At 53.5% G+C, this 15,741-nt stretch carries 18 protein-coding genes; 11 read left to right on the top strand and 7 right to left on the bottom strand.

Annotated features, from left to right (window positions below):
• The first annotated feature begins 21 nt into the window (after nucleotides 1–21).
• The 5 genes from rplS (at nucleotide 22) to J8G15_RS08820 (ending at nucleotide 3,381) form a co-directional block, all read left to right on the top strand.
• Nucleotides 22–402, top strand: a complete 381-nt coding sequence (gene rplS, locus J8G15_RS08835; protein ID WP_210547117.1) for a 50S ribosomal protein L19 — start codon at nucleotides 22–24, stop codon at nucleotides 400–402.
• Nucleotides 403–538: 136 nt separating this feature from the next.
• Entirely contained in the window at nucleotides 539–1,183 is a 645-nt protein-coding gene (locus J8G15_RS08830) for a CoA pyrophosphatase (protein WP_210547116.1), read from the top strand.
• A 26-nt stretch (nucleotides 1,184–1,209) separates the two neighbouring features.
• A complete protein-coding gene (locus tag J8G15_RS08825) occupies nucleotides 1,210–2,196 on the top strand; it encodes a CobD/CbiB family protein (RefSeq protein ID WP_210547115.1) in 987 nt (328 codons plus the stop codon).
• Nucleotides 2,197–2,327: 131 nt separating this feature from the next.
• Nucleotides 2,328–2,687, top strand: coding sequence for an aminotransferase class I/II-fold pyridoxal phosphate-dependent enzyme (locus J8G15_RS22090; protein WP_370627526.1), 360 nt, complete (start codon nucleotides 2,328–2,330; stop codon nucleotides 2,685–2,687).
• Nucleotides 2,608–3,381 (top strand): histidinol-phosphate transaminase, encoded by a 774-nt coding sequence (locus J8G15_RS08820; protein ID WP_370627525.1) that lies wholly within the window; start codon nucleotides 2,608–2,610, stop codon nucleotides 3,379–3,381. The genes J8G15_RS22090 and J8G15_RS08820 overlap by 80 nt, the downstream gene beginning before the upstream one ends.
• On the opposite strand, the gene rsgA is transcribed toward J8G15_RS08820, so the two are convergent.
• The 3 genes from rsgA to J8G15_RS08805 are packed head-to-tail and all read right to left on the bottom strand — an operon-like array spanning nucleotide 3,378 to nucleotide 5,967.
• The gene (gene rsgA / locus J8G15_RS08815) at nucleotides 3,378–4,298 is read right to left on the bottom strand and encodes a ribosome small subunit-dependent GTPase A (RefSeq protein WP_210547114.1); all 921 of its coding nucleotides are present in this window, start codon (nucleotides 4,296–4,298) and stop codon (nucleotides 3,378–3,380) included. The two genes, J8G15_RS08820 and rsgA, sit on opposite strands and share 4 nt — an antisense overlap.
• A gap of 25 nt (nucleotides 4,299–4,323) precedes the next feature.
• Nucleotides 4,324–4,659, bottom strand: a complete 336-nt coding sequence (locus tag J8G15_RS08810) for a 4a-hydroxytetrahydrobiopterin dehydratase (protein ID WP_210547113.1) — start codon at nucleotides 4,657–4,659, stop codon at nucleotides 4,324–4,326.
• Between the two features lie 30 nt (nucleotides 4,660–4,689).
• Complete coding sequence (locus J8G15_RS08805; protein WP_210547112.1) at nucleotides 4,690–5,967, bottom strand: M48 family metallopeptidase; 1,278 nt, start codon at nucleotides 5,965–5,967, stop codon at nucleotides 4,690–4,692.
• A 36-nt stretch (nucleotides 5,968–6,003) separates the two neighbouring features.
• Between J8G15_RS08805 and orn the strand changes: the two genes are divergently transcribed.
• From orn to J8G15_RS08790, 3 genes are all read left to right on the top strand, one after another.
• Entirely contained in the window at nucleotides 6,004–6,591 is a 588-nt protein-coding gene (gene orn, locus J8G15_RS08800; RefSeq protein ID WP_210547516.1) for an oligoribonuclease, read from the top strand.
• A 238-nt stretch (nucleotides 6,592–6,829) separates the two neighbouring features.
• Nucleotides 6,830–8,686 (top strand): DEAD/DEAH box helicase, encoded by a 1,857-nt coding sequence (locus J8G15_RS08795; RefSeq protein ID WP_210547111.1) that lies wholly within the window; start codon nucleotides 6,830–6,832, stop codon nucleotides 8,684–8,686.
• A 250-nt stretch (nucleotides 8,687–8,936) separates the two neighbouring features.
• Nucleotides 8,937–10,628 carry an AMP-binding protein gene (locus tag J8G15_RS08790; protein ID WP_210547110.1) on the top strand — a complete coding sequence of 564 codons (1,692 nt, stop codon included), beginning with the start codon at nucleotides 8,937–8,939 and terminating at the stop codon, nucleotides 10,626–10,628.
• Between the two features lie 43 nt (nucleotides 10,629–10,671).
• Here the strand turns inward: J8G15_RS08790 and J8G15_RS08785 are convergent, their stop codons facing one another.
• Nucleotides 10,672–11,643 (bottom strand): IS481 family transposase, encoded by a 972-nt coding sequence (locus J8G15_RS08785; protein WP_210547109.1) that lies wholly within the window; start codon nucleotides 11,641–11,643, stop codon nucleotides 10,672–10,674.
• 169 nt (nucleotides 11,644–11,812) lie between these two features.
• Between J8G15_RS08785 and J8G15_RS08780 the strand changes: the two genes are divergently transcribed.
• Complete coding sequence (locus tag J8G15_RS08780) at nucleotides 11,813–12,031, top strand: SlyX family protein (protein ID WP_210547108.1); 219 nt, start codon at nucleotides 11,813–11,815, stop codon at nucleotides 12,029–12,031.
• Nucleotides 12,032–12,100: 69 nt separating this feature from the next.
• On the opposite strand, the gene J8G15_RS08775 is transcribed toward J8G15_RS08780, so the two are convergent.
• Nucleotides 12,101–12,340, bottom strand: coding sequence for a DUF1653 domain-containing protein (locus J8G15_RS08775; RefSeq protein WP_210547107.1), 240 nt, complete (start codon nucleotides 12,338–12,340; stop codon nucleotides 12,101–12,103).
• 16 nt (nucleotides 12,341–12,356) lie between these two features.
• Between J8G15_RS08775 and J8G15_RS08770 the strand changes: the two genes are divergently transcribed.
• Nucleotides 12,357–13,628, top strand: a complete 1,272-nt coding sequence (locus tag J8G15_RS08770) for an RsmB/NOP family class I SAM-dependent RNA methyltransferase (RefSeq protein WP_210547106.1) — start codon at nucleotides 12,357–12,359, stop codon at nucleotides 13,626–13,628.
• 144 nt (nucleotides 13,629–13,772) lie between these two features.
• Nucleotides 13,773–14,987, top strand: coding sequence for a fatty acid desaturase (locus J8G15_RS08765; protein WP_210547105.1), 1,215 nt, complete (start codon nucleotides 13,773–13,775; stop codon nucleotides 14,985–14,987).
• 201 nt (nucleotides 14,988–15,188) lie between these two features.
• Here J8G15_RS08765 and rpmG read toward each other — a convergent pair whose 3' ends face one another.
• Together rpmG and rpmB are read right to left on the bottom strand one after the other, a co-directional pair.
• A complete protein-coding gene (gene rpmG, locus J8G15_RS08760) occupies nucleotides 15,189–15,359 on the bottom strand; it encodes a 50S ribosomal protein L33 (RefSeq protein ID WP_210547104.1) in 171 nt (56 codons plus the stop codon).
• An 11-nt stretch (nucleotides 15,360–15,370) separates the two neighbouring features.
• Complete coding sequence (gene rpmB / locus J8G15_RS08755; RefSeq protein WP_210547103.1) at nucleotides 15,371–15,604, bottom strand: 50S ribosomal protein L28; 234 nt, start codon at nucleotides 15,602–15,604, stop codon at nucleotides 15,371–15,373.
• Between the last annotated feature and the right edge of the window lie 137 nt (nucleotides 15,605–15,741).

Genomic DNA, 15,741 nt, shown 5'->3' with positions numbered 1-15,741 from the left:
CCAAGATCATTTGAGGTAAATATGAATCTGATTCAAATTCTTGAGCAGGAAGAAATTGCTCGTCTTGGGAAAACTATTCCTGAATTCGCACCTGGCGACACCGTCGTTGTCAGCGTCAACGTCGTTGAAGGTACACGTAAACGTGTGCAGGCCTATGAAGGTGTTGTGATTGCCAAGCGCAATCGTGGCCTGAATAGCGGCTTCATCGTTCGCAAAATCTCCAGCGGAGAAGGTGTCGAGCGTACGTTTCAAACTTACAGCCCATTGATCGCTGGTATCGAAGTGAAGCGCCGTGGTGATGTTCGCCGCGCCAAGCTCTACTACCTGCGTGATCGCAGCGGCAAGTCAGCACGTATTAAAGAAAAGCTGCCAGCTCGCAAAGTCAAGACAGTCGCTGCTTAATACAGCCTGCCTTGCAAAAGCCGCCCAAGTCTTGACTTGTGGCGGCTTTTTTATTGCCCAACAGGAAAGAGCAGTTTTTTTGACCAACACCCACTCAACAGCACCCGTATCTCGACTACCGGAATTTGATCCCCGAATGATTCCTGTGGATGGAGTCGATGCCCATTTGCCAGCGGTTCCCTTGGCATTGCTGCAACCGGATGCTCTGAGGCGCCGGTTCGACTCTCAGCCGCTGTGGGAGCCCGAGGTTCACACAGAGCGAAGCTTTTCGTCGCGCCAGCCTATGCGGGCCTCCGTGTTAATACCCATCGTCATGCGAGATCAGCCGACGGTGCTGCTCACTGAGCGAACAAAGCATTTGTCATCACATTCCGGGCAGATTGCTTTTCCCGGCGGCAAGGCTGACAAAGAAGACATCGATGCCACCGCCACTGCTTTGCGTGAGGCTCATGAAGAAATTGGCCTCACCTCCCCGTTTGTCCACGTCTTGGGGACCATGCCTTTGTATGTGACAGGTTCTGCATTTCATGTGACGCCTGTCGTGGCCTTGGTGGTGCCTGGGTTCACCCTGGCGCTGAATGAGTTTGAGGTGGCAGATGCCTTTGAGGTGCCGCTCGAGTTCCTGATGAATCCATCTCATCACCAGCGCCACAGCTTTGAGTGGGAAGGTGTGCGGCGGGAGTGGTTCTCCATGCCTTATCAGGATCGCCTTGTGCAACGCTACATTTGGGGTGCCACCGCGGGAATGCTTCGCAACTTTTACCGCATGCTGTCGGCTTGACCAAACCCTGCCGCTATGATGATTCAATGAGCTTTATTTCACTGCTTCTCGCACTGCTTCTTGAGCAGGCCCGCCCCCTCGGAAAAGGGAACCCCATTCACGGCGTGATTCGCATTTGGGTGCGCTGGGCCAGTCGCAGCTTCGACGCCGGAAAATCCCACCATGCAGGTTTGGCATGGTCCTTCGCCGTTCTTGGCCCCTCGTTGGCGTCGCTTGGTATCTACTGGGTGCTCCTGTCATTTGTTGGATGGCCATTGGCCGTGCTTTGGAGCGTGTTGGTTTTGTACACCACTTTGGGTTTCCGCCAGTTCAGCTTCCACTTCACCGAAATCAGGGATGCCCTGGCAGATGGGGAGGAGGACCGGGCTCGCCTGTTGCTGGCCCAATGGCAGCAAATCGATGCGAGTGAATTGCCTCGCCGCGAGATCCTTCGTCATGTAATTGAACACTCCGTTCTGGCCGCGCACCGTCATGTCTTTGGTGTGTTGGCGTGGTTTTCAGTGCTGGCGGCCTTGGGGTTGGGACCCAGCGGAGCGGTCGTTTATCGACTGGGTGAGTTTGTCGCCCGGTATTGGCAGCACAAGAGCACCAAGCATCATCAACCGGCCAGTCAGGCATTGCAAAATGCAGCGCTGCAGGCCTGGTTTGTGATTGACTGGCTTCCCGCCCGCATCACAGCAATCAGTTTTGCCGTGGTGGGGAGCTTTGAGGAAGCTATTGATGCATGGCGGAGCTACGCGATCAGCCCGGGCGCAACCAACGATGGAGTCGTTCTTGCTGCCACGTCTGGGGCGGTCAATGTTCGCCTTGGCCGGGTTGAAACCCAAGTTTTTGATACTGAAGATGGCGACCCAGAGAGCTCGGCTCGAGTTGTCGAAAGATCACTCAATCCTGAGAAAGGTCAGGTGCCAGAGCTTGGGCATTTGGCGGTCATTGTCGGCCTGGTTTGGCGCTCGGTGGTCATGTGGATGGTCTTGTTGGCGCTTCTGACCTTGGCTCGCTTGCTGGGTTAGGTTTCGACTCGAACCTCGCTCGCCCGCTGGTGTCGAATGAAGTGTTTGATTTTTGAGTTCAACTCGATACCAACTATGTCTCATTCCTCATTACTCATTCCTCATTCCTCAGTCCTGCGGTTCAGCAACTAGTGCCCCATGAGCCCGGGGAGCAGCCCAAAATCGCCAATTTGGTGAAGCTCAACACCAATGAAAACCCCTATCCTCCATCGCCCAGGGTGATTTCGGCGATTCGGGATGAAGCTCAAAATGGTTTGCAGCTGTACCCTGATCCCGAGTCCACTGGACTGCGAGACGCCATCGCCGCTCGCCATGGGTTGAGTGCCGCAAATGTCTTTCTGGGCAATGGGTCTGATGAGGTTTTGGCACACGCCTTTTTTTGCGTTCTATCAACAGGGCTGCCCCTTGTTGATGCCAGACATCAACTATGGCTTTTATCGGGTTTATTGCAATTTGTACGGTATTGCTGTCGAAACAGTGCCATTGACTGATGCGATGACATTGGACGTTGATGCTTACCGACGATCACCAGATGACTCCGTGGCGGGCGTCGTGCTTGCCAATCCGAACGCGCCCACCGGCATTGGGCTGGCACCAAAAAGCATTGAGGTCCTGTTGCGCCTTCATCCGAATCGAGTGGTGTTGGTCGATGAAGCGTACGTGGATTTCGGTGGAGAGAGTGTGATTCCACTGATTTCCGAGCATCCCAATCTGTTGGTGGTTCACACGCTGTCCAGGTCGCGCTCATTGGCTAGGTTGCGCATTGGCTTTTCCTGCGGGCAGTCTCACTTGATTGAGGCCTTGACGCGGGTTAAAAGCAGTTTCAATGCCTATCCGCTGGATCGCCTGGCCATTGCCGGGGGAATTGCAGCGTACCAAGACACTGACTACTTTGAGCGTAGCCGTCAGGCGATCATTGGCAGTCGGGATGGCGTGTCGCTAGCTTTGGAGGACCTTGGGTTCAAAGTACTGCCATCGCTTGCCAACTTTGTGTTTGTTCATCACTCTCGTTTCGATGCCGCGGACATTGCGGCTGGGCTGAGGGACCGTAGCGTCTTGGTGCGCCACTTCAACCAAGCCCGAATTGAACAATACTTGCGCATCACCATGGGCACCCCAGATCAGTGCGCCGTGTTACTAACCGCTGTGGGTGACGTGTTGAAAGGTTGTGATCCTCTGAGCTAGTATTTGCGAATCTGACTTAGCTCATTGAATAAATCGCTATATATTTTATAGCGATTCGCGCTTATTCCATCAGGACTACCGTCTGGTTTGACTGCAGAACGAACGCCACAAGTGGGTTCGTGAAGGTGGCTGCAGTTGTAGAACTTGCAATGGGCGACATGGGGTTTCAGATCCGGCATATAGGCCGCTAGTTGGGCCGGATCAATGTGATTCAGCCCAAACTCCTGAAATCCGGGGGAGTCGATGATGGCGGTTGTTTTATCTTCATCCACCCAATACCAAGTCGTGCTGGTCGTCGTGTGCTTGCCCGCATTGAGTGCTTGGGAAATTTCTCCGGTTTGCGCGAGCGCACCGGGCGCCAGTAAATTGATCAAGGTGCTTTTGCCGGCACCGGAGGGCCCTAGCACAAGGGTGGTTTTCCCGTGCAGTAGCTTCAATAACTCAGCACGGTCGACGTCGGCGGATTGGCGCAGAGACAGGGGCAACACGCCATAGTGCATCTGGCGATATGGGCGAAGCCACTCCCAGGCACGGGCAAAGGGCTCCACCAAGTCACTTTTATTCAGCGCGATGATGGGTGTGATGTGCTCGGCCTCTGCCGCAATCAGTGCCCGGGATAGTTGGCTGCTGGAGAATTCTGGCTCTGCAGCGATCAAGATCAAAACCTGGTCGAGGTTAGATGCAAACGACTTGGTTCGAACCTCATCCTGGCGGTAGAACAAGTTGCGCCGTGGTTCTATTTTTTCGATGGTGCCTTCGTCTCGCGAAGCCTGCCACATTACACGGTCTCCGACCACGCCTTGGCTTTTCTTGCCCCGGGAGTGACAAATGAGGCGCTTCCCTTCAGGGGTTTCGACCAAAAAGTGCCGACCATAGTTGGCAATGATCAAGCCGCGGTCAAGCGTGGCGCGTTCCATTAGCGAAGGGCCTTGTTAACGGCGCTCATGCTAGCAGAGCCTCGATCTGGGTCGCGCACTCGAAGTCAGTCGCAGAAATTCCGTTGACATCATGGGTATTGAAGCGTACGACGCATCGGTTGTAGTGGACCGACATATCCGGGTGGTGATCTTGAGCGTTGGCGATAAAAGCCACTGCATTGACGAAGCTAATGGTCTCGTAATAGTTGGCAAATGTGAAAGTCTTCTCAATGGCTACGGCGGGCCCATCGCCATTGAGGCGCCAGCCATCAATATGAGACAGTTTTGCTACGATTTCCGCAGCGTTCAGCGCGCGTCTGGTTTGGGCAGACCAGTCTTTTTTGTTGAGCATGGAGGTCATGGACGTATTGATGAGTTAAATGGGATGGCCTCAAGCCACCATGCGGGAAAGACGTTCCGAGGCCGGTGGGTGGGAGTAGTAGAACTGCACATAGATAGGGTCAGGCGTCAATGTTGAAGCATTGTCTTGATACAGTTTGAGCAGCGCTGACGCCAGAGCTGGCCCGCTTGTCTTTCCTACGGCGTAGTTGTCTGCCTCAAACTCATGGTGTCGAGACAGGCGCGCGAACAAGGGGCTGATGAAAAAGCTGAAAACCGGGATGACCAACATGAACAGCAGCAAGGACAGGGCGCTGTTGGATGCGTCCAAATTGGGGTCAACGCCCAGTCCTGTGAAGAACCATACCTTGGTCGCCAGCCAGCCCAGCAGGGCCAGACCAAGAAAACTCATTGAAAACATGGCCACGATTCGCTTCAGGACGTGCTTGTGTTTGAAGTGGCCAAGCTCATGGGCCAACACGGCATCGACCTCGTCAGGCGACAGTTTCGCAAGCAGGGTGTCGTAAAAAACCACCCGCTTGCTCGCCCCGAAGCCGGTGAAATAGGCGTTGGCATGGGCGCTGCGCTTGCTCCCATCCATGACATAGAGGCCTTCGGCGGCAAAGCCGCAGCGAGCCATCAACGCAGTGACGCGGGATTTCAGGGCGTCATCACTCAGCGGCGTGAATTTGTTGAACAGCGGGGCAATAAAGCTCGGGTAGATCAATAGCAATAGCAAATTGAATCCCATCCATACTGCCCAAGTCCAAAACCACCACAAGCTGCCGGAAGCATCCATGACCCACAGGACTAGGGCGGAAATCGGCAACCCAATCATCACCCCCAGACCACTGGACTTTAGTAGATCCATCAGCCACAGCCGGGGTGTTGTCTTGTTGAAGCCAAAGCGGCCCTCCAGCACGAAGGTTTGATACCAGCCGAGTGGCATCTCCAGCAATCCGTTGATGAGTACAAAAGCAAAAATCAATGCGAGCTGCTGAGTCAGTCCATTGCCCAACGTACTCATGAGCGACACGTTGAGGTACGACAGGCCGCCAAGCAGCGTCCAGCCGAGGAGAATGCCTGCACCAATGGCCAGTTCAATGAGACTCAAGCGTGCTTTGGCCAGCGTGTAGTCAGCTGCCTTTTGATGGGCGGAAAGCGTGATCGTGTTGGCAAATGCAATGGGTACCTGATGACGATGCTCAGCGACGTGGCGAATTTGTCGGGAAGCAAGAAAAAGTTTTAACAACAGCCCAAATGTGAGCGTGACAGCAAACACAAGGGTGAGCCACAGAAAGGGGTCGAGAGCGGTGGGAGATGCGGGCATGGCGCCCAAGTTTAGGCCATCGGTGACAATTCAATGATGGACTCCACTAACTCCCCCTTAGCTCCCACCCTACTTGCCAAGTCAGATCAAAACCTTGTTTGGCTGGATTGCGAGATGACGGGCCTGTATCCGGATGTTGATCGAATCATTGAGATTGCAGTTGTAGTCACTGGCCCGCAACTGGAGTCGAGAGTGGAGGGCCCCGTGCTCGTCGTTCATCAAAGCGATGCACAGCTGGATCAAATGGATGCCTGGAACAAAGGCACGCATGGACGCAGCGGTTTGATTGAGAAGGTCAAGGAGAGTCGGCTGACTGAGGAAGAGGCGCAAGACCAACTTCTGGCATTTCTCATCCAGTATGTGCCAAAGAATGCCTCTCCGATGTGCGGCAACAGCATTGGGCAAGACCGCCGATTCTTGGTGAAGTACATGCCGAAGCTGGAGGAGTTTTTTCATTACCGCAACCTTGATGTGAGCACCCTGAAAGAGCTGTCCAAGCGCTGGCGTCCCGACGTACACAGCGCTTTCAAAAAACAGCAAAAACACACGGCATTAGCCGATGTGCATGAGTCCATCGACGAACTCGAGCACTATCGCGATCGATTTCTTAAATTAAAAGATTAGGTGTAAACCCGAATCAATGGCATAATTCTAGTCTGCGCTGTAAACAGCAACGCACATTTGTACATCTCCCTTCATTCACTGGGTCCGAGCCGGTTCAAATTGAATCAGCTTAAGAAGGGCCCCCAGCGCTGATAGAACTCATTTTTTGAGTCAGAGCAGGTTCCGTTTGATGGTTGATGTTTTTTAACCATTGACGGGGCAATCGCACAACCTGCGGTGCTCGCGTGTGAGTAAATTCATGACTGACGCTATCCAAGCGACAGGCGACTTTTCGCCTGCCGAAATTATTTCCAATGACATTTCCGCTGTCGTCGACAACGTGGTTACCGCGCCCGTGGCCGATGTGAAAGAGACTCCCGAAGTGCCAAATGGCTTCGTCACTCTGGGCTTGGCTCCTGAGTTGATTCAAGCCGTGAAAGATCTGGGATTTACCCAACCCACTACAGTTCAACTAAAGACCATTCCTTTGGCCATGCAGGGTGAAAGCGCCTCTGGCGAAGCTGCTCGTTTCATAGATTTGATGGTGTCCAGCCAGACTGGAAGCGGCAAGACAGCGGCCTTCTTGCTGCCCGTACTGCACACTCTGTTGACACAGCGTGCGCAAGCCGAAGCCCAAGAGAAGGCTGATTACGACCAAGCGGTGGCCGACGCTGCTGCCAACGGTGAGGCACCTCCCAAGCGTGCCAAGCGCAAGGATCCTACCAATCCCCGTCATTTCACTCCTGCAGCACCTGGCGCGCTGATTGTTTGCCCAACTCGCGAGTTGGCTCAACAAGTCGCTCATGACGCGATTGACCTGGTTCAGCATTGCCGTGGTTTGCGTGTTGCCAATGTAGTGGGCGGTATGCCTTACCAGTTGCAACTGGCCAAGCTACAAAATGCCAATTTGGTGGTGGCAACGCCCGGACGGCTGCTTGATCTGCAGCGTTCGATGCAAATCAAACTGGACCAAGTTCAGTTCCTGGTCGTTGACGAAGCTGACCGTATGTTGGATCTGGGCTTCTCCGATGATCTTGCCGAGATCAATCAGCTGACGATTCAGCGCAAGCAAACCATGATGTTCAGCGCGACGTTCGCGCCGCGCATTCAGCAACTGGCCTCCCGTGTGATGCGCGAGCCACAGAAGCTGCAAATTGATTCGCCACAAGAAAAGCACGCCAACATCAGTCAGAAGCTGTTTTGGGCCGACAACGCTCAGCACAAACGCAAACTGCTGGACCACTGGTTGCGTGACACCACGATCAATCAAGCGATTGTCTTTGCCAGCACCCAAATCGAGTGCGATGGCTTGGCCAATGATCTGCAACAAGAGGGCTTCTCTGCAGTTGCCTTGCACGGCGCCTTGAGTCAGGGTTTGCGCAATCGCCGCCTGATGGCTTTGCGTCAAGGCCAGGTGCAAATTCTGGTAGCAACCGACGTGGCTGCTCGAGGTATCGACGTGCCCACGGTGACCCACGTGTTCAACTTTGGTCTGCCCATGAAAGCGGAAGACTATACGCACCGCATTGGTCGTACGGGTCGCGCCGGTCGGGATGGCATTGCTGTGACATTTGCCGAGTTCCGTGATCGTCGCAAGATCATGGACATTGAATACCATAGCAACCACACCTTCAAAGGCGAGACTGTTGAAGGCTTGGAGCCACAACAGCGTTTCCCGGATTCACGTCCTGGCGGCAACATGGGTGGTCGTGGCGGTAACGACAGTTTTTCTCGTGATCGCAAGTTTGGTGGCGGTGGCCGTCCTGGCGGCTTCGGTGGCGGCGGTCGCCCAGGTGGTTTCGCTGGTGGTGGCCGTCCTGGTGGTTTCCAGGACCGCAATGCTGCTGGTCCGCGTATGGGTGGCGGTGATTTCCAAAATAATGGCAATGCAGGTTTTCCGCAGCGTGACAACCGCAGCGGCGGTGCACCGGAGAATTTCAGCTACGAGCGCAAAGGCGGTTTCAATGATCGCTTTGCCGGATCTCGTAACGAGGGCGGCGCTGCGCCACGTGGTGATTTTGGTGCCCGCAAGCCTGCGTTCTCCAAGCCCGCTGGCGGTGGTAAGGTCTTTGTTCCCCGTGATGCCCAAAAGCGCTTCAATAAGACTGATCGCTAATTGATTAGGTTTCTCTAAAAAGCCCGCTGGTTCAACATCAGCGGGCTTTTTTGTTTGTGGCGCTCAGCACCTGTCTGGTATCTGCTTCTTTAACGAGCGCCACCCTCTCCGGAGTGTTGGGTCTCTAGATCTAAACTGGGGATTCATCAGGGTAAGTCCGGGCAAATCCCCATCGCAAAACGTAGCACTTTTTTCTATACTCAGAGTAGACCATCCGGTTGCTGCTCGAATAACTTGAGGAATTTGCTACATGACTAACGCATCCCCCGAAATGCTCGCCCTACAGCGTCTTTATCATTGGGAAAAAACGGCGCCAGACCGAATTGCCTTGACTCAACCGATGGGCGACGGCGTTGCGATTGACTTCACTTGGTCTCAGGTTGCTGATCAAGTCCGGCGCATGGCCACCCATTTGCAGACGCAGGGTTGGGAGCCCGGTTCTAAAGTCGCCATTCTTTCCAAAAACTGCGCTTGGTGGTTGATGAGTGACCTTGCCATTTGGATGGCTGGGTATGTGTCGGTGCCGCTCTATCCAACTTTGGCCTCGGAAACGGTGGGGCAAATTCTGGCGCACAGCGAAGCAAAAGCCTGCTTTATTGGAAAGCTGGATGGTTGGGAAGGAATGAAGCCCGGTGTTCCCACTGGATTGCCTTGTATCAGCTACACCCTGTCTCCGCCGGATGCGGTCAAGGGATACGTTGGTTGGGACGCGATCTGTGCCAAAAGCGAACCCATGAAAGGTGATGTGACACGCGACGCTGATGATTTGGCCACGCTAATTTACACATCGGGCACAACCGGCATGCCTAAAGGAGTGATGCATACCTTTGGCAACTTCGCATGGGCCTTGGACAAGGGTATCCAGCGCATTACGATGGGTGCCGACGACAGAATGCTGTCATATCTTCCGTTGGCTCACGTTGTTGAGCGTGTGCTGGTTGAACATGGCTGGCTGAGAACCGGTATGCATGTCTATTTTGCTGAATCGTTGGATACCTTCGCGGCCGATCTTCAACGGGCTAGGCCCACCATTTTCTTTTCGGTTCCACGGCTTTGGGTGAAATTTCAACAAGGGGTGCACCACAAAATGCCACCCGCCAAGTTGAGTCGTTTGCTCTCTATTCCAATTATTGGCGGCTTGGTTCGCAGAAAAGTTCAAAAGGCGTTGGGGCTGGATCAATGCCGGATTGCTGCCGGTGGCGCAGCACCTATGCCAGTCGCCTTGCTCGCCTGGTACCGCAAGTTGGGGTTGCCGGTCAACGAAGGTTATGGCATGACGGAAAACTTGGCTGTTTCTCACTTGACCCTGCCAGGGAAAAATCAGGAAGGAACTGTTGGACCTGCCTACGATGGCGTGCAGGTTCGAATTGACGATCAAACCGGTGAGATTCAGATGAAAAGTGCAGCCATGATGCTGGGCTATTACAAAGAGCCGGACTTGACGCGGGAGGCTTTTACTGAAGATAAATGGTTGAAGACTGGCGATAAAGGCCGAATCGACTCAGAAGGCAATTTGCACATTACCGGGCGAGTAAAGGACCTCTTTAAAACGAGTAAGGGAAAGTACGTGGCACCTGCTCCCATTGAAGATAAATTAGTCATGCACGAAGCGGTCGAGGCGTGTGTTGTGACTGGTGCAAATCTAGGGCAGCCGCTTGGTATTGTGATGCTCAACCCAGAGACTGTCTCGAAAATAGCGGATCCTTCAGCCAAAGCGGATTTGGAGCGCTCGTTGGCTTCGCACCTGAAGGTAATCAACGCAACACTGGACCCTCACGAGCAGCTGAACTGCATTGTTGTTGTGACCACTGCCTGGACCGTCGAGAACGACCTCATTACGCCTACTTTCAAAGTCAAACGAAATCGGATCGAAGATATCTATTCCGCAAACTATGAAAAATGGGAGTCGTCTGGACAAAAAGTCATTTGGCAAGCCAAATAGAACCTGCGGATACGAAGTTTCCAGAATCTCCCATTTGGGAGGGTTAGCTGTCAAGTCCCGCCTGTTCATAAACTCGCTTGACAAACAAATCAGGTTTTCCTGCGCGCCATTTCTGCAAAGCTTGAATAGGTGTTTGGTGCTTCAAAGCCCGCTGCGGGATATGGTGGTTGTAGGTCTTTAAATAGAGCGTCAGAGTCGCCTCCAGCTCAGCCGCTGATGAGAAACGTGTTTGCTTAACCAAGTCGCTGATGCGCCCATTGAAGCGCTCCACCATGCCATTGGTTTGCGGATGGCGTGGGGGCGACAGGCGATGCACGATACCCATCTCGGCACAGCTGATGTCGAACGTATGCTTGCCCGTGGCTTGTTTGCTCTTGGCTGTAAAACGGTCGGTAAATTGACTTCCGTTGTCAGTCAGAATCTTTTGAATTCTCATGGGCGAGACTTTTCTCAACCGGCACAAAAAATCGGTACTGCTGACGTCAGTCTGGTCGTTGTAAATGTGGAAATAGACCCACCGTGTCGCTCGATCAATGGCCACAAAGAGGTAGCGCCTCTTCGTCTCATCAGGCATCTGCGGCAGGTACTTGCTGTCAATGTGTATGAATCCAGGCTCGTAGTCCTTGAAGGTTTTCAGTGGCGCAGGCTCCCCCTCAACTTGTGGCAGCAGGCCTTTCAGATCGGAGACGCCATGGCGGCGCAAACAACGGTCCAAGCCTGAGCGTGAAACAGCGGCATTGATGAACTCGCGGGTGATCGCCAGCAGGTCGTCCAGGGGCAGTAGAACTGTGCGCCGAAGCTCGACAACAAGTTGCTCCTGCGCTGGACTGAGCGTCGTCTTCAGCGTACGCGGGCGGTGGGAGCGATCCTCTGAATCTTCGCGCTCTTTCCACTTGCGAGCGGTGGCGGGCGTGATGTTGTATCGGTCGGCCAGCGCACTGGCACCAGCGGGCGAGGTCCTTATCTCAGCGCGTGTGCGAGGGGTGGTTCGGGCGCAGGGATGGACTTGACTCATGACGTCTTCTCTCCTTGTAAGGACGCAATCACGCCCCGCATCAACTGGCGAGCTTTGAATAAGGGCCAGCTGCGGACGGGAACATGATCACACGGGACGCGACACTTAGCCATAGCTTTTTCATTTTTAGCTGTCGCCAAAAAAGCTGGGGCGGATAAACTAATGGGTTATGGAAAGCATTCGTATTGTTGATAAGCGCCTCACCGAACTGGAAGTGAAAGCCAGTTTTGGTGAGGACTTGATGGATCAATTGAACCAGGTGGTCGTGCGCCAGCAGACCCAAATTGATGCACTCATAAGAGAAGTGGCCCGATTGCAGCAATCTCACGCAGATGGGGTTCGTGGCAATGATCGCCAGCTCGGCGATGACTTGCCGCCACATTATTAGTTTCTTGCGAAATTGATTGGTGTTATGCGGAAGTGGCGCTTGCGGGGGACAGTCTGGTCATCTTGGTGATTAGTCAGAAATCCAGGTAAAGCGTGGCACCAGCGCCCCGTCGATGGCAATGGACTCATTGAACATGGCGGCAGGGCGCACCCAAAGCCCTTGATCTCCGTACAAGGCGCGGTAGAGTGTCATCGGTTCTAGTGTCTCGCTGTGACGGACCGTTCCTATAACTTCGTACGGCAGATTTTTGTAGTGACGGTACTTGCCCTTTCGAGTTTCGATCAAAGGCGGAAGAGTTTCATCAGACATGGGACAATCCAAAGCTATGCATCCTAAAGCCCTTCTCGACGTTTGTTCCGAACTCGTCCGACTTACTCTCAAATTTGATCATCCCGCCGACGCTATCGTGTCGCGGTTTTTCCGAGACCACCGGGGTCTTGGGCCTCGCGAGCGCGCAACGCTCGCTGAGACGGTTTACACCGTGCTGAGAAAAAAACAGTTGTTTGACCATTTTTCGCCTTCCGGCTCCGGTCCCAAGGAGCGACGGTTGGCTATTTTGGGTTTTTACGGCCCAGGCGATTTCTTGCGCAGTGCATTGTCTGAGCAGGAGATCATTTGGCTGGATCAATGTGAGAAAGTGAATGTGGCGGATCTGATGGAACGTCACCGTCACAATTTGCCCGATTGGTTAGTCCAGCCACTCAAAGATCAGTTAGGTGATGAGTTCTGGGCACTGGTTGAAAGCTTCAACAAAGGCGCCGGCTTGGACTTGCGCGTGAATGCCCTGAATTCCAAGCGAGCAGATGTACAAAAAGAATTGGCACAACTGGGTATCAAGGCCCTGCCAACACCGTTTTCTCCTTGGGGACTGCGCATTGCCGGTAGGCCTGCCTTGAACAAGACCGATGCGTTTACCCGCGGAGCCATCGAGGTTCAAGACGAGGGTTCTCAATTGTTGGCGATGTTGCTTGACGCCAAACGAGGTGAAATGGTGGTTGACTTCTGTGCGGGTGCTGGAGGCAAGACCCTGGCCATTGGCGCGGCAATGCGCAGTACCGGTCGCCTGTATGCGTTTGACACCTCCGCGGGCAGGCTTGATTCTTTTAAATCCAGACAAGCCCGAAGTGGTTTGTCCAATGTTCACCCCGCGGCGATTGCCCATGAGCGCGATGACCGAATCAAGCGCTTGTCCGGGAAAATCGACCGGGTGTTGGTTGATGCGCCGTGTACGGGCTTGGGGACATTGCGACGCAATCCGGACCTTAAATGGCGTCAGACGCCAGAAGGAGTGCAGGAAATGGTCGTCAAACAAACATCCATTCTGCAGAGCGCCGCGCGATTGCTGAAATCGGGTGGGCGATTGGTTTATGCAACTTGTAGCGTCTTGCCACAGGAGAATGAGTCTATCGCGGAGGCATTCACTGAGCTCAATAAAGAGTTCACGGTACTCAATGCGGGAGAAATACTCAACGATTTGAAGGTTGAGGGCGCGCCCACTTTGTGCAGCGGCGGTGAAGATGGGCAGCGATTCCTTCGGCTATGGCCACATCGTCACCAGACCGACGGTTTCTTTGCCGCCGTTTGGCAAAAGACCTAACGGGTGAAATGACCTTACAGTACAGAGGACTTGCTCATAAATTAAGCAGCGTCTATGGCCGATCGGTCGTAAACTGACAAAGTCTATGTGCTGCGTTGTTCGCAGTTGTTAAATATCAATACGTCGTTGAGAGATTTTTACTTTATGTACTTATCCGATTGGAACATTGTGAATTCGGTGCTGGATTGGCTTACCCATGGGGCTTGGCGTTTGTCATGGTGGCAAATTGTGTTGTTCACATTGGTCGTTACGCATGTCACGATGATCAGCGTCACCGTGTACCTGCATCGTCACCAGGCCCATCGGTCTTTGGATTTACATCCAATTGCGTCTCACTTTTTCAGATTTTGGCTTTGGTTAACCACGGGCCAAGTGACCAAAGAGTGGACAGCTATTCACCGCAAGCACCACGCCAAGTGTGAGAAGTCTGAAGATCCGCATAGCCCTCATGTGCATGGAATCAAAACTGTATTGCTTCAGGGAGCAGAGCTGTACCGAGCTGAGTCCAAAAACATGGAGACCATGGCACGTTTTGGACATGGCACGCCAGACGACTGGATGGAGCGAAAAATCTACACCGGCCTGTCTTGGCAAGGGGTTGTTTTGATGTTGATCATCAACGTTGCATTGTTTGGTGCGGCTGGACTTACAGTTTGGGCTGTTCAAATGGCTTGGACCCCGATTATGGCTGCCGGCATCATTAACGGGGCTGCTCATTATTGGGGGTATCGTAATTTCGAAGCCGCAGACGCGAGTACCAATATATCTCCCTGGGGGATTTTGATTGCCGGTGAGGAGTTGCACAACAATCACCACACCTATCCCACCTCCGCCAAACTGTCAGTCAAACCATTTGAATTCGACATCGGTTGGATGTACATCACCCTGATGCAGAGTGTTGGACTTGCGGCAGTAAAGAAAACCCCGCCCAAGTTGGCGTTGGGCAAATTGCGCCCACAGGCGGACGAAAAGACGTTGGAAGCTCTAATTGCCAATCGTTATGAAATCATGGCCGGCTATGCTTTAGACATGCGTCGTGCTTTCAGGGAAGAGTTGCAAGCACTGAAGGCGCGCCGCGCCGATGCAAACGTTATTAAGGCGGCTCGGCGCTGGCTGCACCGTGATGCCGATAAAGTTCCTGCTGCGGTGGTTGCTCAGTTGGTCGAGGCGAGAGCGGCGTCGCCGGTACTGGACAAGATGGTTGTGATGCGTGAAGAACTGAGGCAGATGTGGTTAAGCCGGTCTCATACGCGAGAGCAATTGACGATGGACCTGCAGGCGTGGTGTCATCGCGCTGAGGCGAGCGGCATTGCCGTTCTGCAAGAGTTTTCACTTCGTCTTCGCGCAGCCCATGCGTAACAGGACGCGGACGCGGCGTTAGTCGCCTCTCCCCAGGTAAAAGCCCGCGAAAGCGGGCTTTTGTTTTTTTGGATCAATGTGATTTTCTCGCGTTCAACGTTGCTTCGTTGCTTAGAAATGAGAGCTTCAAATTCCTCCGTGAATGAGGTCGAGCATAAAAAAAACCCGCTGAAGGCGGGTTTTTTTATTGATGACGCTGAATTACTTCAGTTTCATTTCTTTGTAGTCCACGTGCTTGCGAGCTTTTGGATCAAATTTCTTGATCAGCATTTTCTCGGGCATGGTTTTCTTGTTTTTGTCGGTCGTGTAAAAGTGACCGGTGCCAGCTGTGGATTCCAGCTTGATTTTTTCGCGTCCGCCTTTGGTTGCCATGGTCGTTCTCCTTATGCTTGGCCACGTGCGCGCAAATCTGCGAGCACAACGTCAATGCCGTTTTTGTCGATCAAACGCAAACCAGCGTTAGAGATGCGAAGGCGAATCCAACGATTTTCGGTTTCGACCCAAAAACGACGGTATTGCAGGTTCGGCAGGAACCGGCGCTTGGTTTTGTTGTTGGCGTGGGAAACATTGTTTCCGACCATGGGGCCTTTGCCCGTAACTACACATACGCGTGCCATGTGGACACTCCGATACTTCTTAACGGCCGGCACTTTCAAAAACGGTTTGTTTGCACAAACGCGTGGGATCTTGCCCGGCCTCACCTCGCCAATAAAAAGGGTGGCGGTAACCCCGTCGCCGCAGTCTGGCCCTCACG

Source organism: Rhodoferax sp. PAMC 29310, from assembly GCF_017948265.1.
GTDB lineage: Bacteria > Pseudomonadota > Gammaproteobacteria > Burkholderiales > Burkholderiaceae_C > Rhodoferax.
This window is presented reverse-complemented; position numbering and strand designations above follow the sequence as displayed.